The 24011-nt window shown below is 57.8% G+C and carries 13 protein-coding genes; 5 read left to right on the forward strand and 8 right to left on the reverse strand.

All coding sequences use genetic code 11. The features are described 5' to 3' along the window. Window positions 1–10 precede the first annotated feature (10 nt). The 6 genes from GC165_01385 to GC165_01410 all read right to left on the reverse strand — a co-directional run bounded on the left by GC165_01385 (window position 11) and on the right by GC165_01410 (window position 10304). Window positions 11–1960 (reverse strand): HAMP domain-containing protein, encoded by a 1950-nt coding sequence (locus tag GC165_01385; protein MBI1331511.1) that lies wholly within the window; start codon window positions 1958–1960, stop codon window positions 11–13. Window positions 1961–2084: 124 nt separating this feature from the next. Further along, window positions 2085–4022, reverse strand: a complete 1938-nt coding sequence (locus GC165_01390) for a HAMP domain-containing protein (protein MBI1331512.1) — start codon at window positions 4020–4022, stop codon at window positions 2085–2087. Between the two features lie 219 nt (window positions 4023–4241). Continuing rightward, the gene (locus tag GC165_01395) at window positions 4242–6191 is read right to left on the reverse strand and encodes a HAMP domain-containing protein (protein ID MBI1331513.1); all 1950 of its coding nucleotides are present in this window, start codon (window positions 6189–6191) and stop codon (window positions 4242–4244) included. Between the two features lie 199 nt (window positions 6192–6390). Beyond that, entirely contained in the window at window positions 6391–8340 is a 1950-nt protein-coding gene (locus GC165_01400; GenBank protein MBI1331514.1) for a HAMP domain-containing protein, read from the reverse strand. A gap of 267 nt (window positions 8341–8607) precedes the next feature. Further along, the gene (gene yvcK, locus GC165_01405) at window positions 8608–9915 is read right to left on the reverse strand and encodes a uridine diphosphate-N-acetylglucosamine-binding protein YvcK (GenBank protein MBI1331515.1); all 1308 of its coding nucleotides are present in this window, start codon (window positions 9913–9915) and stop codon (window positions 8608–8610) included. Further along, window positions 9912–10304, reverse strand: a complete 393-nt coding sequence (locus GC165_01410) for a hypothetical protein (GenBank protein ID MBI1331516.1) — start codon at window positions 10302–10304, stop codon at window positions 9912–9914. The genes yvcK and GC165_01410 overlap by 4 nt, the downstream gene beginning before the upstream one ends. Window positions 10305–10348: 44 nt before the next feature. On the opposite strand from GC165_01410, the gene mutS reads away from it, so the two are divergent. From mutS to GC165_01430, 4 genes are all read left to right on the forward strand, one after another. Then, window positions 10349–12910, forward strand: coding sequence for a DNA mismatch repair protein MutS (mutS, locus tag GC165_01415; GenBank protein MBI1331517.1), 2562 nt, complete (start codon window positions 10349–10351; stop codon window positions 12908–12910). A 242-nt stretch (window positions 12911–13152) separates the two neighbouring features. Next, the gene (locus GC165_01420; GenBank protein ID MBI1331518.1) at window positions 13153–16281 is read left to right on the forward strand and encodes a hypothetical protein; all 3129 of its coding nucleotides are present in this window, start codon (window positions 13153–13155) and stop codon (window positions 16279–16281) included. A 114-nt stretch (window positions 16282–16395) separates the two neighbouring features. Then, window positions 16396–16920, forward strand: coding sequence for a hypothetical protein (locus GC165_01425; protein ID MBI1331519.1), 525 nt, complete (start codon window positions 16396–16398; stop codon window positions 16918–16920). Window positions 16921–17001: 81 nt separating this feature from the next. After that, window positions 17002–19539, forward strand: a complete 2538-nt coding sequence (locus tag GC165_01430; GenBank protein ID MBI1331520.1) for a hypothetical protein — start codon at window positions 17002–17004, stop codon at window positions 19537–19539. Window positions 19540–19543: 4 nt separating this feature from the next. Here the strand turns inward: GC165_01430 and GC165_01435 are convergent, their stop codons facing one another. Further along, complete coding sequence (locus GC165_01435) at window positions 19544–21055, reverse strand: aldehyde dehydrogenase family protein (GenBank protein ID MBI1331521.1); 1512 nt, start codon at window positions 21053–21055, stop codon at window positions 19544–19546. Between the two features lie 88 nt (window positions 21056–21143). On the opposite strand from GC165_01435, the gene GC165_01440 reads away from it, so the two are divergent. Further along, on the forward strand, window positions 21144–22946 hold the full coding sequence (locus GC165_01440; GenBank protein ID MBI1331522.1) for a M3 family oligoendopeptidase: 1803 nt from the start codon (window positions 21144–21146) through the stop codon (window positions 22944–22946). Here the strand turns inward: GC165_01440 and GC165_01445 are convergent. Further along, window positions 22943–23959 carry a peptidase M4 family protein gene (locus GC165_01445; GenBank protein MBI1331523.1) on the reverse strand — a complete coding sequence of 339 codons (1017 nt, stop codon included), beginning with the start codon at window positions 23957–23959 and terminating at the stop codon, window positions 22943–22945. The two genes, GC165_01440 and GC165_01445, sit on opposite strands and share 4 nt — an antisense overlap. Window positions 23960–24011 lie beyond the last annotated feature (52 nt).

The following is a 24011-nucleotide window of genomic DNA, read 5'->3' on the forward strand; positions in this document are numbered from 1 at the left end:
GCGGGCCACGTTAGGCGGCCATTTGGTATGTAGCCTGTGTCGAAGCGTCGTCGACCGTCACCTTGAACTGATCGACATGATGCTTCAGGCTGATCGCCAGGTTGCTCAATTCGCCCGCCGAGGCGCTGACGTTGCGAACTCCGCTGCTCAGTTCTTCGGCACAGGCGGCCGACTCCTCGCTGATCGAAGCGACTTCGGTGATAGCTTTCGACACCTTTTGGGTTCCTATCTGCATCTCGTTGGACGACGTCAAATTATAAGCGGCGGACTCGGCGACATTCTTCATCGCCCTGGTTGCTTCGCCCGTTACTTGCTCGACCTCTCGCGAGTAGTTGACCACTCGCTCGACGGCCTCTAGGATGTCTTCGAGCGCTTGACCAGCAATCGCCGTCTTCTCTACGCCATCTTCGGCGTTTGCGGCGGTGGATGTGATGGAATCGACGGTTTCCTTGACGATCTCACGGACACTTTCGATGATGGCCGTGATCTCCTTCGTCGCGCTGCCAGACTGTTCCGCCAGCTTCCGCACCTCGTCGGCGACGACGGCAAATCCGCGTCCGTGCTCACCTGCTCGGGCCGCCTCGATGGCAGCATTGAGAGCAAGAAGATTTGTCTGGGCGGCAATGCTATCAATCGTATTGACGATGTCGCCTATTTTTTCGCCAGCCGAGTTGAGCTCCATCACTTTACTAGCGGAGAGTTCGATCTGAGCCTTGAGTTTATCCATAGCCTCGACGGTCTGACCGACGGCTTTGCCGCCGTTATTGGCTGAAGACGCCATGTCTTTCGCGGCTTCGTCGACCTTCTGAATGCCAAGCACGGCTTCATCGAGCGCACCGGATGCCAGGGTGACGGCGGCAGCCTGCTGTTCGCTGCTTTGACCGACTTCGTTGACTTGGGCTTCGAGCTCCTCGACGATTGCGGCGGCCTCGGTTGCGCTGGTTGCCAGGGACTGACTGCCAGCGGCGATTTGGCTCGCGCTCGCACTGATTTGCTCGGCAGTCGCGGCGAAATGCTCGCTATTTTCGGAAACAGTCTGGCTGCCCACGCCGACTTGGCCGATGAGTCCAGTGAGATTGTCGTTGGCTTGATTAAACGAGCCGATGGCGGACTGAATGCCCAAGAGCATCTTGTTGAAACTGCGGCCCATGTCGCCGAGTTCGTCGTTTGCCGAATAGTTAACGGGCGTGGTTACTGGTGTCACTCGATAGGTCAGGTCGCCTCTTGCAAGGGCTTGCGCGCCCTCGCCAAGCCATGTAGCGCACTTATCGGCAACGGACTCCAACCTATTCGAGACTTCGGCAATCGGCTTTGTGACGGCACGGGTCAGGAAAATGGCAAGCAAGCAGGAGACGCAGAGTGCGATGAAAACAACGATCCCAACGATTTGGCCAACTTGACCAAACATGCGTTCGGAGATTGCCACCATCTGATGGCCATGATCGGCGTTGTAATGGAAGAGACTGTCCGCCGCGTCGTCACACTTCGCAAAGTCGGCATCAATCTTGGCAAGGTCGTCTTCGAGGTCGGCCATTTTGGCTCCGGCCTTGAACTTGTCCAAGCACGCGTTGGCGTCGACGACCAAGACTTTATGCACTTCTTGGAAGTGGTTGTATTTGTCTTGATCTTCCCTCGTCGTGATTGTGCTTTCATATTCCTTGGCATAGTCCTGCGTCTCTCGGAGAGCTTCTTCGAATCCCTTGATCTTGGCGGAAGCGGTGGCGGTACTTCCTTTCCCGATCGCTTGATTGAAGTAGATATAGGACTTCATCATCGCATCGTCGATCTCGCCAGATTTGGTGAGGCCGGGCACGACATCGATCTTAAATATCCGAAATTTCGTCGCAAGCAGGTGAATTGAGTCAAGTGCCGCAAATCCTAGCGTGATGGTGAGCAGAAGCGTAATGCCAAACGAAAGTCCGAACTTCTTGGACAATCGCAAATTGTTCCACAATCTCATTTTGTTGCCTAAAAAATAAGGGCATCGCGGATGCCCTGTAAGGATGATCGGTAAACGGTCTCACGAAACTTATAAAAAAACCGGGCCAACGTTTTATTGGCCCGGCTTCTGGTGTGGTAATTGTTTAGGCGACTTTGAGGTTTGGTCGATCGTTGGAGACGACCTTGAATTTTCCGATGCGTTCGCGGAGATCGGCAGCCATCAGGTTGAGTTCTCCAGCCGACTGACTCACTGACGCGATACCTTGGCTCAGCTCTTCGGCACAAGCAGCGGACTCTTCGCTGACCGAGGCGACCTCGCCGATGGCGCGAGAGACCTTATGGGTGCCGACTTCCATTTCTTTAGCGGAACTGAGATTGTATTGAGCCGATTGGGCGACATTAGCCATGGCCTTCGTGGCTTCACTGGTGACAGAGTCGACCTCCTTGGCATAGCTGACCACACGATCGACAGCTTCAAGGATATTGGCGAGGGCTTGGCCGGCGGCTTCACTCTTTCGAACTCCATCGCTGGCGTTGACGGCGGTCGTCGACATCGATTCGACGGCTTCCTGAACGATGTGCCGCACCGACTGGATGATCGTCGCGATTTCTTTCGTGGCATGGCCCGACTGCTCCGCCAGCTTTCGAACTTCGTCGGCGACGACGGCAAATCCGCGTCCGTGCTCCCCGGCTCGGGCGGCTTCAATAGCCGCGTTAAGGGCCAGAAGATTGGTCTGGTCGGCAATGCTCTCGATCGTGCTGACGATGTTGCCGATTTCTTCGCTCGCCTGATTGAGTTCGAGAACCTTGGATGAGGAAACTTCGATCAGCTCCTTCAGGCTTTCCATCGCCTGAACGCTGTCCACGACGGCGCTATTGCCTTGCGAGGCAAATTGCGACATTTCCTTTGCGGCCTCGTCGACCTTCTGGATTCCCAAAGCCGCTTCGTCAAGAGCGCCGGATGCTTGGGTCACGGCGGCGGCCTGCTGCTCGCTACTCTGGCTTACTTCGTTCACCTGAGCCTGAAGCTCTTCAACGATGGCGGCAGCTTCGGTGGCGCTGACAGCCAGCGATTCGCTTCCAGCCGTAATTTGGGTTGCGCCAGCGCTCACCTCGGTTGCAGAGGAGGCGACGTGGTCGCTGTTACCGGAGACGGTTTGCACGCTGGAGTCGACTTGGGAAATGAGATCGCTCAGATTGTCGTTGGCTTGGTTGAAGCCGGAGATTGCCCCCTTCACTTGCTCAAGCATTTCGTTAAACACGGTTGCCATCTGACCGATTTCGTCCTTCGAAGGGTTCTCCACGGCTTTGCTGACGGGAGTGATGCGCTTGGTGAGGTCTCCCTGGGCCAGCGAGGAAAGCCCTTCGTTTAACCACGGTACGCATTTGGTGGCCAGCGAACGAAGCCCTTCGGCCACTTGAGCGATCGATCCGGTAATCAACCTTGTCATCTTGATGGCAAAGAAGAGACCAACTGCAATCGCAAATAGAAGCACACCGGCCATCTGCTTCAGCGTGATATCGGACCGATGTTCGGCATGCGCGATTTGGCTAAAGCCGTGATCACGGTTCCAGTCCACGATTTGGGATGAAATTGCGTCGATATCTTGGTAGGAGGCTTCGAGAGTCGCGTATTCATCCTTGAGTTGAGCCTCCGGGGTGCCAGCCTCCACGTGGTCGACAAATTTCGTCGCTGCCTTGGAAAATACGTCGTACCTTTGTTTGAATTCATCGAAATTCTTTCGATCGTCAGGGAGCGTAATTGTGACGTCGTAATCCTTGAGAATCTTGTCTTCGCGCCCAATCGCCTCGCGGAATTTTCTGATCGCTTCCTCTTTATGGACGCTATTGTAGTTTGTTGTTGCGACGTTGAGCGCCACGTAGATATCCATCACTGAGTTGTCGAGACCTGCGGCTGCGGCCTGACCAGGCACGATATCGACTTTGAATACGTTAGTATTGGCTGCTAGTCGGGAGAACCCATAGAACGCCGTTCCGCCTAGAATGCCCATCAGGCCCAACATCGCCCCAAAAGAAACCCCGAACTTCTTAGAGAGTTTGAGATTGTCGAAAGTCTTCATCTTTGTTTTCCTTCCTTTGCTGGGCGGGTGTGAGATGAGGTCCCGCCTCTGAGATGATTCCTTCCACGCTATTTCGATAAGTTGCTGGGAATTCACGCTTAGTCCACATAAACGATGACATTCCTCACTTTGGTACGATTGGTGCAGGATCCCGGGGGCCGGACACAAAAAATGGGCCACTCATGAGAGTGGCCCTATCGCTTCTTCTTTTGTTTCCCGTTAGGCTGCCTTTGGCAAATCTTGTGCGTGTTCTTTCGTCGATTCAAGGAGCTTGAATTTGCGAATCTGCTGCTGCAAATCGTCGGCCAAGCGGCTGAGATCGCCAACCGATCCCGTGACTGTATGGACGCCACTGCTCAGTTCCTCGGCGCAGGCCGCAGACTCCTCGCTGATCGAGGCGACATCGGTGATCGCACGCGAAACCTTTTGCGATCCGACCTGCATCTCGCGAGATGAGGTCAGGTTGTATTGCGCCGATTCGGCCACGTTCTTCATGGCCAGCTTGACCTCGCCAGTGACTCCTTCGACCTCTTGGGCATAGTTGGCGACAAGGACGACAGCTTCCAGAATTTCGTCTAGGGCTTGACCAGCGGCCGAGCTCTTCTCGACCCCATCTTCGGCTTTACTTGCGGTCGTCGTGATCGAATCGACGGTCTCTACTACGTTCTCACGAACGCTTTCGATGAGGTGGCGGATTTCTTGGGTTGCGTGGCTCGACTGCTCGGCGAGTTTGCGGACTTCATCCGCAACGACGGCAAAGCCTCGTCCATGCTCGCCAGCTCGGGCGGCTTCGATCGCTGCGTTGAGGGCCAACAAATTGGTCTGCGCGGCAATGCTATCGATGGTTCCGACGATGGCGCCGATCTTTTCTCCGGCGGCGTCGAGCTCCTGGACCTTGGTCGAAGCCTTTTCGATTTGAACCTTCAGTTCCTGCATGGCTTCGACGGTCTGGCTGACCGACTCGTTGCCCTTTTGGGCGGACTTGGTCATTTCTTTCGCGGCTTCGTCGACCTTCTGGATTCCAGCGGCGGCCTGAGCCAAAGCGGCAGAAGCCTGATCGATGGCGGCGGCTTGCTTTTCGCTTCCTGCGCCAACTTCATTGGCTTGGGCCTGCATTTCTTCGACGATGGCGGCGGCTTCGGTCGCGCTGGTGGCGAGCGAAGTACTTCCCGACGAGATTTGGCTAGCGCCCGCGCTGATCTGCTCCGCCGAGGACGCGACGTTATTGGCGTTGTCGGCCACGTTATAGCTGCTGGCTCCGACTTCGCGGACAAGGTTGCAAAGGCCGTCCGTTGCTTGGTTGTAGCCGGCGATAGCGCCCTGGATCTGTCCGAGCATTTCGTTGAACGTCGTCGCCATTTGGCCGATCTCGTCCTTGGTTGGATTCTGGACGGCCTGGCTGACCGGCACGATGCGACGAGTGAGATCGCCTTGAGCCAAGGCGGAAAGTCCATCGTTCAACCAGGGGACACACTTGGTGGCCAGCGAACGAAGACCTTCGGCGACCTGCGCAACCGGTCCCGTGATCGATTTCGTGAGTTTGATTGCGAAGAGAAGCCCGATGGCAACGGCGACAATGGAGGCCCAGAGCATTTTCGCTTCGGTCCTGTTTGTGTCCGCCTCGGACTCGGCTACGACTTTATCGCCATGAGTGGCCGTGTACTCAACGATTTTGTCGGCCTGCTCGTTCGTGGTGTTATAGCCGGTTACAACGGCCTGAAAGTCTTTGGTTAGCTGATCCTCTGAGGCACCTGCGCTGTGGTCCGCCAAGTACTTCTTACACGCGACAACATAGTTGTCCCAATCCTTTTTGTACGCTTCGAAAAGATCGCGAGCCTCCTGAGTGGTGACCGTCTTCTCAAAGGCATCGATATCCTCTTGCTTGGCTTTCATCTCGTCTTCGAACTGATCCGATCCTGCTTTGGCATTCGCCTTGTTATAGGAGATGGTAGCGAGAGTCAGGGCAATGAAGTCGTCCTTGGGAGACGCGGTGAGTTCGACACCGGCGGTTTGCCCAGGAAGGATGTCAGTCTTGATCGTGTGAATGTGCTTTCCGAGCCTTCGGTTACCGGCGTAACCCGACCAACCAAGAAAGCAAAGCAAGCAAAGAATGATGCCGAACGAAACAGCAAATTTATGAGAGAGCTTCAAATTGTCAAATTTTTTCATGCGTCGTTTGTCCCATCGACCGACTGTGACTTCGCTTCACTCGGCCCCAAACCCCGTGGAAATCTTTTTCCACCGTACTTATATCGGCAAGTTGCCCACCGATTTTCGATGTCTTTGTTGCAGATTTCGCGAATTGCAGAGCCTTAGCAAAAAATGGGCCACTCTTTCGAATGGCCCCATCGCTTTTTCTTGTTTCCCGTTAGGCTGCCATTGGCAAATCAACGGCGTTGTCTTCGGAGGACTTGTTAAGTTTGAATTTCCGGATTTGACGCTGCAGGTCGTCTGCTAGCCGACTGAGGTCACCGACGGAGCCAGTCACGGCGTGGACGCCACTGCTCAGCTCTTCGGCGCATGCCGCGGATTCTTCACTAATAGAGGCCACTTCGGTGATCGCCTTGGATACCTTGTTTGTGCCGACCTGCATCTCTTTGGACGACGTGAGGTTGTACTGCGCGGATTCGGCTACATTCTGCATGGCGACCGTGACTTCGCTGGTGACCCCGTCGACCTCTTGGGCGTAGCTGGCCACTCGCTCTACGGCTTCGAGAATCTCGTCGAGAGCCTGACCTGCGATCGAGCTCTTTTCGACGCCGTCTTCGGCCTTGCTTGCCGTCGTCGTGATCGACTCGACGGTCTCTAAGACGTTCTCGCGAACATTTTGGATGAGAAGACTGATCTCCTTGGTCGCCAGGCTCGACTGCTCGGCAAGTTTGCGGACTTCGTCGGCGACGACGGCAAAGCCTCGGCCGTGTTCTCCAGCCCGTGCAGCCTCGATGGCGGCGTTGAGGGCTAGCAGATTGGTCTGAGCGGCGATGCTGTCGATCGTTCCGACAATGGCGCCAATCTTTTCTCCAGCCGCATCGAGTTCCATGACCTTACTCGAAGCCTTTTCGATTTGAACCTTGAGTTCTTGCATGGCCTCGACGGTCTGGCTAACCGACTCATTGCCCTTTTGGGCCGACGTTGTCATCCCTTTCGCGGCTTCGTCAACTTTTTGAATGCCGATGGCGGCTTCGGCGAGCGCGGCGGATGCCTGCTCAATCGCAGCAGCCTGCTTTTCGCTGCCGGCTCCAACTTCGTTGGCCTGAGCCTGCATCTCTTCGACGATGGCGGCGGCTTCGGTAGCGCTGGTGGCGAGCGAAGTGCTTCCGGCCGATATTTGATTGGCTCCGGCGCTGATCTGCTCTGCCGAAGAAGCGACATTGTTGGCGTTGTCGGCAACATTCTGGCTGCTGGCTCCGACCTGACTGACGAGAAGGCAAAGATTATCTGTCGCTTGGTTGTATCCCGCAATGGCGGCCTTGACCTCTTCCAGCATCGAATTGAATGTCCGGGCCATCAGACCGATTTCATCCTTCGAAGGGTTGGCGACCGGGGAAGTGACCGGCGTAATTCGGTGGGTGAGGTCGCCATCTGCGAGCGCGCCAAGGCCTTGTCGAAGCCAGGGAACGCATTGTGTGGCGAGAGAGTCGAGCCGCGAGCCAACCGCGGCGACGGGACCAGTAATCGCCTTTGTCAGCTTCCAAGAGCAGACGATTCCGATCACGATGGCGAACAAGGTAGCGATCCACATGGACTTGCGCGAACTGGCCACCTGCTTGGCCGAGGAATCCATTACGTCGTTGCCATACTTCTTGTTCCAGTCAACGATGGTGTTGGATGATTCCTTCAGAGCCTGAAAGGCCTTATCGACGTTGACATAGGAGGCCATAAGCTGATCGTTGCCGACGCCACTTTCAACTTTGGACACAAAACCCTTCGCTGCTTGTGCGTAGTTAGCCCATGCCTCTTTGAACGCCTGGAAATTCTTTTGATCTTCCGGCTCCTTCACCTTTTCGGCATACTTTGCGATGAAGCTGTCTTCCTGAGCAACGAGATTATCAAAGGCTTCAACCTTCTTAGAGATATTGTCACGGTCGAACGTGGCAGCGGTTAACGCCAGTGCATTGTTGACGTCCTTAATCGAAGAACGAAGTCCGGCGGCCCCGGTGAGGCCGGGGATCGTGCCTAACTTTATGCGGTCGATGTCATGCGAAAGGTTGGAAAGACCGGCAAAGCCCGCCGAAGCAAGATTGCCCATCAATACGATAAGAATTCCGAAGCTGAGCCCAAACTTTCTAGAAAGCTTCAGATTGTCGAAAAAAGCCATATACCCTCATCCGGCAAAATATTTGCCTGGCAGGTTGATTCTCGGCACCTCGAAAACCACTCTTTACGAATCCAATTAGAGAAATTGGCTAGGCGCAGGATTTGTAACGGAAAACTGCGTCAGATTGTCTAATCTGCCCACCAAATTGTACATGTCTGAGACCAGGATTGAGGGTGAGAACGTTCTCGTAAATAGCATCTTGAACTCGCTTGGAGCTTAACGCTAACTCATTACTCTTCCAAATTTAGGTACTTAAGTCTTGCTCGATTAGAGCCCGAGAATCGTCATGAGTTTGCTGACGACCTTGACAGGATCATGTCGGACGTAATCGGTGTCCGACATGAAGTTGCCGGGAATGACTCGGAGGCCCATCGCTTTGATACGGTCGATGTCGGGATCGACGAAGATTTGGCCGAACGCGCGGTACTTTTCCAACGAGGCATCCGACGGGACGCCGGTATTGACGAGGACGTAGTCGAATACTCGCTCGCGCACCTGCTGCATGATGGCGCCGACGTGCTCACTGGCGCTGAAGGTGTCGCTTTCGCCCTTTTGGGTCATCACGTTACAGATATAGACCTTGATGGCCTTGCTGCTCTTGAGCGCTTCGGCCACGCCGGGGATCAGTAGATTGGGGATCACCGACGTGTAGACGCTCCCGGGGCCGATACAGATGAGGTCGGCGTCGGCGATGGCGTCGAGCGCCGGTTGGTAGGGGTGTACGTTTTCTGGCGCGAGCTTCAGTTCGCGAATCTTGCGACCGGCTTCGACGATGGCGGTTTCGCCGGAGATTTCGACACCGTCGTCGAGAAGGGCCCGCAAGCCGACGTGGTCGAGCGTGGACGGCATCACCTGCCCGCGGATAGCGAGAACCTTGGACGCGTAGTTAATGGCTTTCTCGAAGTCGCCATGGGCGAGGTCGACGAGGGCGGCGATGAGCAGGTTGCCAAGCGAGTGCCCGCTGAGTGCGCCGCTATCCATAAAGCGGTGTTGGAAAAGGTCAGTCATCGCCTTTTCGGCGTCGGCCAGCGCGACCAGGCAGTTTCGAATGTCGCCGGGCGGGATCATCCCTTTTTCCTGGATGAGGCGTCCCGACGACCCGCCGTCGTCGGTAACCGTCACGATCGCGGTGATGTTCGATGAATGCTTCTTCCATCCGCGCAGGAGCGTGGAAAGACCGGTGCCGCCGCCGAGGGTGACGATGCGCGGACCTTGGGCCAGTTGTTGACGTTGGAGGAAAAGGTCGACGCGGCCCGCCTTGAGGTCGGGGTCGAGGGTTTCAACGACGTGGATGAAGACGCCTCGGATGGCGAACACGATGAGGGCGATGCCGAGCAGGAAGAGGGTTGCGCCGGTCCAGTGGATAACCGCGTCGGTGGCGTCCGGTCCCAGAGTTGCCTCGATGATCGACGACATCATGTCGTTGAGCACCCGGATCGACCCCTGAATCTGCGTGTTGAACGCCATCAGCGCGCCGATGACGACCGACACGATGCCGAGTAGGCTGAGGAGAACTCCCTTGACGAGTCCTCTGGTTGGGGCAATTGCGTTACGCAGTCGGTGTCGCCGGGTCACTCTTTGTCATCGGGCAAAAAGACACCCAATACTCCGTTAATCAAGGATATGAGCAAGGACGCGACGAATGCGGCAAGGAAACCCTGCGTTCCGGAATTCTTAATCGAAAAGCCTAAATTGAAGCTCGCGGCAAAGTAGAGAACGGCGGCGTTCACGACGAGCGAGAACAGTCCCAGCGTCAGGCAGCTCAGCGGAAGCGTAATGAATTTCAGGAATTTTCCGAGCGTCGCGTTGAGAAAGGCTAGCAGAGCGACTCCGATCATGAGCACGATCCATTGTCCGACGTCCTTCGCGAAGACCTGAAAGCCCAGCCCCAACGCCTGGCACAGAATCGACGTGGCGAAGACCGAAACTGCCAATAAAACCCACCGGAGTCCTAACCGTTTCATCTTTGCTCAGATTCATTATGACGCGAGTCATACTTTTGAAGGGCATGACCGCAAAAACGCCGATGCTGCAGCAATACTTCACCGCCAAAGCCGAACACCCCGGGGTTCTCTTGGCCATGAGGGTCGGCGACTTCTATGAATTTTACGGCGAAGATGCAGAAACCGCTGCATCGGCCCTCGAAATAACCCTCACGGCCAAGGCAGACGGTGGGGACAAAATCCCTATGGCGGGGGTGCCGTTCCACTCTGTGGAGCGCTATCTGGCCCGCTTGCTCCAAAAGGGATACAAGGTCGCCATTTGCGATCAGCTTGAGGATCCCAAAACCGCCAAGGGGCTGGTGAAGCGCGGCATCACCCGCGTCATGACTCCCGGCACGGTGCTTGAAGACTCCCTATTGGAGTCGGGCCGGAACAACTTTTTGGCCGCGCTCTGCGTCAGCGATGGGAATCTGGGCCTGGCGATTTTGGACCCCTCGACCGGCGAATTTCAGGTGACCGAGATCACGGGTTCGGAGTCGCAGGAGCGTTTGTTGCAGGAACTAGCCCGGCTTCGGCCTACCGAACTTCTGCTCGGGAAGGACTTAGAGGCGTACGGCGAGGTCGCACGGTCGGCCCTGGGAACGATGACCACCGATTTCAACCAGCCGAGGCTGGATCAGGCGACGCGCAAGCTTTCCGAGGTCCTGCATGTGTCGTCGCTGAGCGGGTTTGGCTGTGCGGATAAGCCAGCGGCGATCACGGCGGCGTCGATGATCGTGGCGTATGCGGAGCGAAACCACGTTTCATTAGATCACCTTCAAGGGTTGGCGACGTACTCGGTCGACGGCTTCATGCGGCTGGACCCAGCCACGCGGCGGTCGCTGGAGCTGACGCAGAACCTCGCCGACGGTTCGCGCAAGTACACGCTGTTGGGCGTGCTGGACACCACGCGCACCCCGATGGGTGCACGGCTATTGCGGCGATGGGTCGAGCAACCGCTTCTGGATCGGGACGAGATCAAGCGGCGGCACGACGCGGTGGCGCGGTTCATGGGCTCGTCGATCCATCGCGGCGATCTTCGGGATGCGCTAGCCGGATTGTCGGATATCGAGCGGTTGGTGTCGCGATGCTCGGCCAATTTGGCGGGGCCGCGGGACTTGGCGGCGTTGCGGCAGACGCTGATCAACCTGCCGAAAGTGCTCCAACCAGCCGAGAAGCTGGGCTTCGGCCGGATTCAAGAGCTGATCGAGCAGGTGCAATCGCACGGCGACCTATCGAAGCTGTTGACCCAGTCGATCGTGCCTGAGCCGCCGCACACGGTGCGCGACGGCGGCGTCATCCGTGAGGGTCACGACCACGAACTCGACAAACTGCGCGAGCTATCTCGAAACGGGAAGGGCTTCATCGCCGCCCTAGAGGCCAAGGAGCGCGAGACGACTGGCATCGGCAACCTCAAGATTGGCTTCAATTCGGTCTTTGGCTACTTCATCGAGGTGACCAAGACTAATTTGGACAAGGTGCCAGAGCATTACATCCGCAAGCAAACGACTGCGAATGCCGAACGGTACATCACTGCCGAGCTAAAGGACCAGGAGGCCCAGGTGCTGGGGGCGGAGGAGAAGGCGACGGCGCTGGAGTCCGACCTGTTCCACCGGGTGCGCCTGCGGGTGGCCGAACATGCCGGTTCACTTTTGCAGACGGCCCGCGCGGTGGCGGAGATCGACGTGCTGTCGAACTTTGCCGACGTGGCGGTTCAGCGGCAGTACGTGCGACCCGAGGTCGTCGAGGACGATGTGCTTGGCTACCATTCGGGGCGACACGCGGTGGTCGAGGCGAACACGTCGAATTTCGTGCCGAACGACCTCGATCTCGGCGAGGAGTCGCCTCGGTGCCTCATCATCACGGGGCCGAACATGGCGGGCAAATCGACCTTCCTGCGCCAGACGGCGCTGGTGACCCTGATGGCGCAGATTGGGGCATACGTTCCGGCGAAGGATGCGCGGGTCGGAATCTGCGACCGCATCTTCGCGCGCATTGGCGCGAAGGATGAACTGGCCCACGGCCAAAGCACGTTCATGGTGGAAATGGTCGAGTCGGCGAACATCTTGAACCACGCGACTGAGAGGAGCCTTGTGATTTTGGATGAAGTCGGACGAGGAACCTCGACTTATGATGGTTTGGCTATCGCGTGGGCGATGATCGAGCATTTGGTCGGCGTTCAGGCCAAAACGCTTTTTGCCACCCACTACCACCAGCTCAACGAGTTGGAGAAGGATATGCCGACGGTGCGAAATTTTCGCGTGGCGGTGGAAGAGTTTGGCGATGAGATTGTGTGGACGCACCGGGTCCTGCCCGGCGGGGCGGATCGCTCGTATGGCATCCACGTGGCACGCATGGCCGGGGTTCCTTCACCCGTGTTGATTCGGGCGCAGGAGATTTTGGGCGAGTTGGAAGAGACCAAACCGCCTCAGGCGGTGCCCGTGACGACGCAGAGATTGCAGATGACGCTGTTTGAAGCCGAGCGTCCGCCGGTGCTGGATGAACTAGAGAAGGTGAACGTCAACGCCCTCACGCCGCTTGAGGCGCTGAAACTGTTGGACGATTGGAAGCGGAAGTTTAGCGGCTGACTTTCCCCTCTCCCGGCCTAGCGGCCGTACTCTCCCCAATTTTCGCTTTGCGAGAAATTGGAGAAAGAGTCCTAATCGCCTTCAATGGCCCTGTTTGATTATGGTAGGAGTATGTCTTCCCATAAAATGAATCGTCTTTCCGGTGGCTTGCCCGTTCATCATCGTGAACTAGATCAGGGCATTCTTCTGCCAACTGCCGACTGCCAACTGCTGACTCTTGGCTGATCTGTCAAAATGATCCAATGACCGTTCGCGAACTACGCGAGAAATATTTGCGCTTCTTCGAGAGCAAGGGGCACACGATCCACGATTCTGGGTCGCTGATCCCCGTCGACGTCACCGGACGCCTGGACGAAACCCTGCTCTTCAACGGCGCCGGAATGGTGCAGTTCAAGCCTTATTTCCGCGGCATCGCAACGCCGCCCAACAAGCGGCTGGTCACCGCCCAGAAGTGCGTGCGAACGGGCGATATCGACGAGGTCGGCGACGACAGCCACCTGACCTTTTTCGAGATGCTGGGCAACTTCTCGTTTGGCGATTATTTCAAGAAGGATGCGATTGCGTACTCATGGGAATTCCTCACGAGCAAGGAGTGGTTGGGGCTCGACCCGAAGCGGCTCTCCTTTACCGTTTTTGAGGAGGATGACGTGGCTTTCGAGTGCTGGTCCTCCCATTTGAAACAAGCGGGCATTGACCCGTCGACGCGAATCTTCAAGCTGGACGAAGAGACGAACTACTGGCCGGCGGGATCGTTCACCAAAGGTCCCCCGGGGCCGTGCGGGCCGAACTCGGAGATGTTCTATTGGACGAACCCTTCGACCGTGCCCGGAACGCAGGCGGGTGACTACTCGCGTGAGCAGTGGATCGCCGACGACGAGGCGAAGAACTGGCTGGAGATTTGGAACGACGTGTTCATTCAGTTCGAGTGGCAAGGCGTGCACCGCAACCCCGACCGGCCGTCGGATGGCTACGAAAAGACGGGCATGCCCGATCTTCCGTTCCAGTCGATCGACACGGGTATGGGTATGGAGCGCACGGTGGCGGTGCTGTCGGGCAAGACGACGGTGTACGAGACCGATGCTTTCCTGCCGATTTTGGGCAAGATTGACGCGCTTCGAAGCTTTCAGCCCTCACCCGATTCGTCCCTCACCGGCCTCTCCCAAGGAAGAGTCACGACTGGAGATACCTCTCCGGATGGAGAGGTCGGTGAGAGAGGTACGAACGAACCGGGTGAGGGGAACTCTTCTCATCGAGAGGCATCCGGCTCTTCTACCCCTCCATCCCCAACCCCTTTGCTCCCCGAGGAGGAAGGGGCCATCAAGAATGCTAAACGCATCATCGCCGACCATATTCGGACTTCTTGCTTCTGCATTGCGGACGGCGTGCTTCCCGCTAACAACGGTCGCGGTTACGTATTGCGACGCCTCATTCGTCGCGCCGTGCTGAAGGGTCAGCGCGTCCTTGGCTTCAATGACCTCTTCATGCACGAGGTGGCCGAGGCGGTGTTCGACACGTTTGGCGATCATTACACGGAGTTGATCACACGACGTGAGGTCATCGAAGAGACGCTGAAGAGCGAGGAGGCGTTGTTTAGGAAGACACTCCAGAATGGGGTTGACGCCCTGTATGAGGGATTCATCAAGTGGGCGATGGATCTCTATCCAACATATGTTGATGCCGTCGAACGGGCGCTTATCCGCAAGCCTATTGATCAATACCTAATTGATCTAGTTAACAAGTTCCCATCGAACACGTTTTCAAGTTCGGAGTCAAATTTCCGCACTGGTATGCAACAAATGGAGCGAGTCATTACTTCAGGCGAGTTAGGTCGTGTTCTATCTTCGATCGCCTCTGAATTGAGAGCTCAGGTCTTGCCAGATGAACTCAAACATTACGCGTCAAAGACGTACGTATTAAGCGGAAAGCGCGCATTCTTCTTATATGACTCGCTTGGCTTCCCATTGGAAATAACTCAAGAACTCTGCGCAGAGTCCGGCATCCCCGTCGACATCGACGGCTACGAAGCCGCAATGAAGGAAGCGCAGGAGCGCTCGCGCGGCGCCCAAGGCGAAAAATCGGCCTACTCTGGTATGTCGGCGGAAAATGAACAAGCGACTGACGACGCTCCATCCGAGACAACGTTTACCGGTTACCATGACGTACAAGAATCTGCAACGCTCGTCCGCATTCGACCCGTTGCGGCCGGAAAGTACAAAGTCGCGCTCGATCGAACGCCGTTTTACGGCGAATCGGGTGGACAGATTGGCGACACCGGCGAGATTCGAGTCAACGGCACCAGCCTGATCGTGGAGAACACGACGAAGAGCGCGGGCACGTGGTGGCACGATGTCATCGGTCAAGGTGTGGAGAGCCTGCTGGGCAAGCCGGTCGAGGCGATCGTCGATGCAAAGCGGCGCGCGCGAATCAAGCGCAACCACACGGCCACTCACCTGCTTCAGGCCGCCTTGCGGCAGGTGCTGGGTACGAGCGTGACCCAGGCCGGCTCGTACGTCGGTCCCGACAATCTGCGCTTCGACTTCACGCACGGCAAAGGGATGACGGCCGAGGAGATCGCCGAGGTCGAGCAGATTGTCAATGACGAAATCCTGAAGAACATCGACGTGACGACGTACGTGGATCTGCCCATCGACGAGGCTCGAGCGCGGGGCGCGATGGCGCTCTTCGGTGAGAAGTATGGCGATAAGGTTCGCATGGTCGAAGTGGGAGATTTCAGCCGCGAGCTGTGCGGCGGCATCCACGTTCGAACGACGGGCGAGATCGGGCTGTTCAAAATCGTAAGCGAAAGCTCGGCGGCAAGCGGGGTGCGGCGCATCGAGGCGATCACCGGTGAAGGCGCGTACGAGTTTGTCCGCGAGGAAACCGAAGCGGTGAAGGAGGCGGCGAACCTGTTGAAATCGTCGCCGCGGGACTTGGTGCAGGCCGTCGAGCGAGCCCTGGAGCAACTGAAGGACGAGCGAAAGCGGCGCGAAAAGGCCGAGATGGCCGCGATGTCGGGCGGTTCGACTGCGAGCGACACCGTGGATGTTGGCGGCGTGACGCTGTGGGTGAAGAACTTTGGCGACGCCGACTCGAAGATCGCCAGCCAGGCGGTGGATAACGAAGCGAACGGCAAGCCGAACCAGGTCACTCTGGCGGCGGTGGTTGGCGACAAGGTGACGTTTATTTGCAAGGTCGGACCCGATGCGGTGGCCAAGGGTGCCCACGCGGGGAACTTGGTGCGCGAGATCGCCAAGATTGCAGGTGGTGGCGGTGGTGGCCGACCAGACTTCGCGACGGCGGGCGGAAAGGATCCCGGGAAAGTCGAAGGAGCCCTCGCGGCGGCGGAAGGTCTGCTGAAGGCTCAGTTGTAGGCGAGCGGTCTTTCAAAGGAGGGTGGACTCTTTGGGAGTGCGCGAACCTGTTCGCGCTTTGAGACTGCGAAGCTTGCTTCGCTGAATTCGAGCAGTGGTTAGAATGAAGACGTCATGCATTCGTGGCCACATGCGCCGAGCAAGTCCGTTACGGAGCCAGGAACGTACTTTGTGACGGCGGCGACCTACCAAAAGGAACACTGGTTTCGTAGCGACGAGAAGTTGGAATTGCTTCAGAGCATCATTTTTGAAACCTGTCTAGAGTTCGACTTCGAGTTGCAAGCGTGGGCAATATTTGCCAATCACTATCATCTGATTGGTTTCAACCCGGCAGACATGGGAGTCAAGAAGCTCACTGAGAAGATCCACGGAGTCTCAGCGCGCGAATTGAATCGTCTTGACAACGCCGTCGGGCGAAGGGTTTGGTACAACATGCGAGATACACGGCTTTCTTTCGAAAAGTCCTATTTGGCCCGCCTGAACTATGTGCATAACAACCCTACGAAGCATGGGTTCGGACCCGCGCTGAGCTACCCATTCTGCAGTGCCCATTGGTTTGAAACCCACGGTGATCGCTCGTTCATCGAAACGGTCAAGTCGTTTAAGTACGATCAACTCGATATCGACGACGATTTCTAACTTTCAGCGAAGCAGGCTTCGCAGTACGAAAGCTAACGCAGGCGTTAGCACTCCCAAAGAAGTGGGGCTAAACTGACAATCATGCTTCTCGCCTGGACCGTCGCCGTTGCCGCCTCCCAATCCAAGATGCCTTACCTCAACCCCAGCCTCTCGGTCGAGGTGCGGGCAAAGGACCTGGTCGGGCGGATGACTCTCGCCGAGAAAGTCTCCCAAATGGTACACGGAGCGAAGGCAATTCCCCGCCTTGGTGTCCCAGCCTATAACTGGTGGAACGAGGCATTGCACGGTGTGGCTCGCAACGGAACCGCCACCGTGTTTCCCCAGCCGATCGGCCTCGCCGCCACCTTCCAGCCCGACCTCATCCATCAGATGGGCGTCGCCACATCGGACGAAGCGCGCGCCAAGTTTCACGACCAATTCCGCAAAACCGGCTCGTCCGGAAACTACCAAGGCCTCACCATGTGGGCTCCCAATATCAACATTTTTCGCGACCCGCGCTGGGGCCGCGGCCACGAAACCTACGGCGAAGACCCCTTCCTGACTTCGCGAATGGGCGTGGCATACATCACCGGCATGCAGGGCGACGATCCGAAATACCTGAAGACGGTCGCGACGCCGAAGCACTACGCCGTGCACAGCGGCCCCGACCCCTTGCGCCACCAATTCAACGCCACTCCGACTAAACGCGACCTTTGGAACACCTATCTGCCCGCCTTCGAGGCGTGCATCACCGAGGGCAAAGCATGGTCGATCATGTCGTCGTACAATCGCGTGGACGGCGCACCCTCGTCGGCGAACACGGTCCTACTGGAGGACATTCTTCGCAAGAAATGGGGCTTCCAGGGGTACGTCGTGTCGGATTGCGGGGCGATCAACGACATCGTGAATGGCCACCATTACGCCAAGACATACGCCGAGGCTTCCGCCGATGCGGTCAATGCCGGGTGTGATCTAGAATGCGGCGGCGCGTACCACGCTCTGGTTCAAGCCGTGGACGAAGGGCTGATCAAGGAAGCCGAGATCGACAAATCGCTGACGCGATTGATGGAAGCAAGGATCAAACTCGGCCTCTTCGACCCACCGTCGATGGTCAAATACGCCCAAATTCCGATGTCGGTGGTCGAGAGCCCAGCCCATCAGAAACTGGCGCGAAACCTGGCCGAGAAGTCGATCGTTCTGCTCAAGAATAGCGGCACTCTGCCCCTCAAATCCAGTGTCAAATCGATCGCGGTGATCGGTCCGAATGCGGATGTCAAAGAGACGCTGTGGGGCAACTACAACGGCATCCCGACCTACACGGTGACGCCACTGGCGGGCATCCGAAAGCTGGCCGAAGCGCGAAAGATCAAGATCAACTACGCTCGCGGGTGTACGATCACCGGTGTCGATAATGTCGAGGTTGTGCCTGCTTCGGCCTTTGCCGGACCGCTGAAGCGGGAACTGTTCCGCAACAAAACGCTGGAAGGAACGCCCGAACTCGGCGAGGCGAAGAACATCGACGAGAATTGGGGCGAAGATGGCCCGGCAAAGGACCTGAAAGACAACTTTTCGATCCGATGGACGGGCAAGCTGAAGGCCCCCACGACCGGCGTTTACAACATCGGCCTTAAGGCCGACGACGGTGCGCGGCTGTGGATCGACGGCAAATTGCTTGAGGAAGATTGGACAAACGGAGCGGCGCGTCTGAAGTCGGGCCAGGTGACGCTCCAAGCGGGCCAAGTGGTCGATATCAAGGCCGAGTACTTCGAATCCGAACAGTATGCCTCTTGCCAACTGATGTGGACCACTCCCGGGCAATCCAAGTTCGCCGACGCGGTCGAGGCGGCTAAATCTTCGGACGTGGTAGTCGCGTGCATGGGTCTCTCGCCCGCCCAAGAGGACGAGGAAGGCGACCGAACCTCCATCGAGCTTCCGGCGGTCCAAACCGAGCTCTTGAAGGCGCTGAAGGCGACGGGCAAGCCGGTGGTGTTGGTCCTTGTCAACGGCGGACCAGTTTCATCGACGTGGGCCGACGGTAACCTCTCGGCCATCATGGAGTCCTGGTACGGCGGGCAAGAGGCGGGTACCGCCATTGCGGAATCCCTGTTTGGACTCAACAACCCGGCTGGACGCCTGCCGGTGACGGTGTACCACTCCACCAGCGAACTGCCCGATTTCTCGGACTACCACATGACCAACCGGACCTACCGCTACGATGCCCGCAAGCCGCTGTACCCGTTCGGGTTCGGCCTCAGCTACAGCAAGTTCGTGTACAGCGGATGGAAGGGGCCGAAGAAGCTGGCTATCGGCAAGGACTTTGTGGGTCGGGTGAAGGTCACCAATATGTCTAATCGAGACGGTGACGAGGTGGTGCAGTTCTACCTCTCGCGGCACGACAAGGATGCGGCGATTCGCGAACTGCGCTGGTTCAAGCGGGTGAGTGTGCCCGCCAAGAAGAGCGTTTGGGTTGACGTGCGCCTCTCGGCCAAGGACCTGGCCGAGCATGACGACAACGGCAAGCATGTGCTCATTCCCGAGAAGCTGACGGCGACGATCGGCGGATGCCAGCCGGGCACGCCTGGGCTTAGCGCGCCGCTGAACCTCAGCTTCGAGCTGACGGGCCAAGCCAAGAAGTGGTAGCGGGCTAGTCGAGGTCGAACTTGATGCCTTGGGCGAGGGCGGGCTTTTCGCGACCGAAGAAGGTCGTGCTCGTCTGTCGTCGCATGTAGGCCTTCCAGGCGTCAGAGCCGGATTCGCGTCCGCCACCGGTCTCCTTTTCGCCACCAAACGCGCCGCCGATTTCGGCTCCCGAGGTGCCAATGTTGACGTTGGCGATCCCGCAGTCGCTGTGCTGCTTAAAGTATTCGGCGTCGCGGACGTCGGTCGTCATGATCGCCGAACTGAGGCCCTGCGGAACGGCGTTGTGAATCTCCAGCGCTTCGTCGAGCGAATCGAATGGGATGACGTAGGTGATCGGCGCGAAGGTCTCGGTGAAGATCGTCTCGCTCTGGCCGGACAGCTTGACCAAGGCCGGGCGTACGTAGTATCCGCCGGGATACTGGTCGGCCAATGCTCGCTCGCCGCCCACGACTTCGGTGGCTTCGGTGCGAATGCGATCAAGGGCACCCTGCATGCCATTGAAGGAGGCTTCGTCGATGAGAGGCCCAACCAGAGTTCCGGCTTCTAGTGGGTTGCCGACTTTGGAGTTGCCGATGGTGCCGTACGCCTTTTTGAGGATATCGAAGACGCGATCGACCAAGGATCGGTGGACGATAACGCGGCGAGTGGTGGTGCATCGCTGTCCGGCGGTGCCGACGCTTCCGAACAGGATCGACGGGATGGCGACATCGAGGTCGGCGGACTCGGTGACGATGATGGCGTTGTTGCCCCCGAGCTCGAGCAGGGCTCGCCCGAAGCGCCCTGCTACGCGCTGACCAACGGCCGCACCCATGCGCGTCGATCCGGTGGCCGAGATCAGGGGGACGCGAATGTCATCGACCAGCCGCGAGCCGACCGATGCATCGCCGATGATCACTTGGCTTAGGCCGGCCGGAATGCCGCCGACTTCCTGCGCGGCCTCATCAAAGATGGCTTGGCAGGCCAAGGCCGTCAGCGGAGTCTTCTCGCTGGGCTTCCAAAGACAACTATCGCCGCACACGAGGGCCAGGGCCGCATTCCACGACCAGACGGCGACGGGGAAATTGAACGCCGAAATGATGCCGACCGGCCCGAGCGGCAACCAGTTTTCCTGCATCACGTGGTTCTTGCGCTCGCTGGCGATGGTCAGGCCATAAAGCTGGCGGGAGAGTCCGACCGCGAAGTCGCAGATGTCGATCATCTCCTGTACCTCGCCGCGACCTTCTTCCAGAATCTTTCCGCATTCAAGGGTCACCAGCTTGGCGAGGTCCTCTTTGCGTTCCCGGAGCTTGTTGCCTAGGACGCGCACCAGCTCGCCTCTTTTGGGGGCTGGGACTTCTCGCCATTGCTTGAATGCCTCGACCGATTTGGCGATTTTGGCATTGACGGAAGCTGGCGTATCCACCCTCAAGCGAGCGAGGATGGAACCGTCGATCGGCGAGGTCACCACCAGGTCGGTGCCCTGCAGTCCGCTGATGTCGGGAATCACGTTCGAGACGAGCTCGGCGTTGGAAGTCATGCATCTATTATGAAAGCTGGGAAACCGCGAGACCCGGTGTGGGCGTAGAGATGGTTAATTGGGGCGGCCCCGCCTCATAATCTAAACTATGTCCACCGAAGTTTTGCCACCGCCGGTACGCTGGGACCTCAGCGCACTCTTCGCCTCGATCGATGATCCGAAGATCGAAGCCACTTGGAAAGAGGCCAACGCTCGCGCCGACGCTTTCGCCACTCAGTACCGAGGCAAAATCGACGATCCGGCCCTCACGGCGGATACGCTCGCCAGCGCCCTCACTTCGCTGGAAGAGCTGACGACCGACGTTGCCAAGCCGCTTTCTTTCGCCAACCTTCTCTTTGCCGGCGATGCCAGCAATCCGACCATCGGTGCGTTTATGCAGGCGCAGATGGAGAAGGCTACCGAGCTTCAGGTCAAGCTGATGTTCTTCGAGCTTGAACTGCAGGCCGCTTCGGGCGAGGTGATCGACCGACTGCTCGCCGATCCCAAGCTCAGCAACTACGTACACCACGTCACGGTTGCGCGAACCTACAGCCCGTACCGCCTCAGCGAGAAGGAAGAGGTGCTGATGGAAGAGATGGCCAATACCGGCTCGCGGGCATGGAATCGGCTGTTCGACGAGGTGACCTCGAACTACGTCTTCAAGGTGGACAAAGACGGCGAAACCGAGGAAATGAGCCAGCAGGAAGTGCTGGCCCTGCTTCGCCACGAAGACCGAGCGACCCGACAGGCAGGAGCCGACGCTCTGACGGCTGGCCTCAAGGACCAGGAGCGGGTGCTCACTTTCATCTTCAACACGATGCTCCAGGATAAGTCGATCGAAGACCGCGTTCGGGGCTTTGAGTTCGCCCAGCAGTCGCGCCACATGGCCAACGAACTCGACCGGGAGACGGTCGATCTCGTCGTCCGGCTATGCCGCGAATACTATCCGATGGTCGCGCGTTACTACGCCGTCAAGCGACAGATTCTCGACCTTCCCGAGCTCACTCACATCGACCGATACGCACCGCTTTTCGCGGCTGAAGAAAAGGTCAGTTGGGAGCGGGCGCAAGGCATCGTCCTCGACGCCTTCGGCGAGTTCTCGGGCGAGATCCGCAGTCGAGCCGCCGAATTCTTCGATAAGAATTGGATCGATGCCGAGCCGCGAAAGGGCAAGACCGGTGGCGCATTTTGTAGCTACAACACGCCGGACACGCACCCGGTTATCCTCCAGTCGTTCCTGAACAAGATGGACGACGTGATGACGCTTGCTCACGAGTTGGGGCACGGCGTCCACGCATCCCTTAGCCGCGCGCAGACGTACTTCAACTACCATGGCACTCTGCCGCTGGCCGAACTCGCCAGCACCTTTGGTGAGATGCTGGTGTTCGAAAAGCTCGTGTCGGGAGCATCGACCAAGGACAAGTTGGCCTTGTACGCCGAAAAGATCGAGGGCATTTTTGCGACGGTCTTCCGTCAAGCGGCGATGTACCAATTCGAGATGCGCATCCACGAGGCGCGACGCACCGAGGGCGAGCTAACCTCCGACGAATATGGTGAAATTTGGCAGGAAGAACTCCAGGCGATGTTCGGCGACTCGGTGAAGTTGGGCGATCAGCACCGATGCTGGTGGATGTACGTCAGCCATTTCATGGCGGTGCCGTTCTACGTGTACGCCTACTCGTTCGGCGAACTCCTGGTTCTCAGCTTGTACGAAATGGCCAAGAAGCAAGGTCCTTCGTTTGCCGACGACTACATCGAGGTTTTGCGCCTTGGTGGCTCGAAGTCGCCGACCGAACTGATGGCAATGGTCAACGTCGACCTCAAATCCGAAGCCTTCTGGCGCGGCGGATTCGCGGCTATGGATCAGTTCTTGGTCGAGTTCGAGCGACTGTGGGCGGAGTACAACGCCTAAAGATCGACGCGCTTCCAGCCAAGGTCGATCGACTGATACACCTTGGCTGAGTAGCCCACTCGGGCGATGTCGCGCGTGAGTCCGGCAAGATCGGAAAACTGGGCGGTGCGATCAAGTCGTTGCATCGCCTGGTACCAGACATTGCCGATGGTGTCCCACGAGTACCCGCCGATCTCTTTTGCCGCCAAGTAGAAAGCGTGGTTGGGAATGCCGGAGTTAACGTGGACCTCGTTTGGACCGGAGTAGAGGTCCTGCATGCGGCACCTTTGGGGATCAGTCCCGAGAAAAGGGTCGTTGATGAACGCTGTGCCAGGAGCCATCAGACTTCGGATGGCGAGACGAGTCTCGGCCCGGGTCACGATATCCCGACCGATCAGCCAGTCGGCTTGGCTAAAGCGCTGCTTGCGCGCATATTGCCGAGCCATGCTGCCAAGGACGTCGGCAAAATGCTCGTGGAGGGCGCCAGATTGCCCCGAGGGCTCCAGTTCGCAGTCGATGCTGACGATGCGGTGAGCCAGACCCAAGGCAATGACGTCGACACCCGACGTGAAGTGGTGAAACGCTTTGCCGTCTCCGTCGCCACAGATCAGTTGGTTGCCGTTCCATAGGCTGTTGGAGAACCCGGGACCCTCGCAAATAGTCACCGCGATTGGCATTCCCTTGTTGTCGATCGAGTCGCGGTCAAACTTTTCCTTGAAGAATCGATAGGTCGCGCCGACTCCGCCGTAGGCTTCGTCGATGAGGGGATCACCGGTCGGCGGATCGCCTTCGGACCGTCTCAAGTCGCCAGGCAGTTCGCCACCATCGCCGCAGATGCAGAAAATTTGGCGGCAGAGACCAGAATCTGCTTCGAAAGTAGTTGGTTCAGGCTCGATTGACGGGAGAGAGCGCAGGGCGGCGGTTAGTCCCGCGGTTCGCTGTGCGCAAACTCGAATTGCCGGATCGGCCGAATTTGCCATATGTTCGAGGATGTAAGGCGGGAGAAGGCAATAAGGTCGATTCTGTTCGCGCATGACAGCTTGAAAGACCAAATAATACGCCGCCGCCCAATCTATCACGAACGGT

Source organism: Armatimonadota bacterium (genome assembly GCA_016125185.1).
In the GTDB taxonomy this organism is placed as follows: domain Bacteria; phylum Armatimonadota; class Fimbriimonadia; order Fimbriimonadales; family Fimbriimonadaceae; genus Fimbriimonas.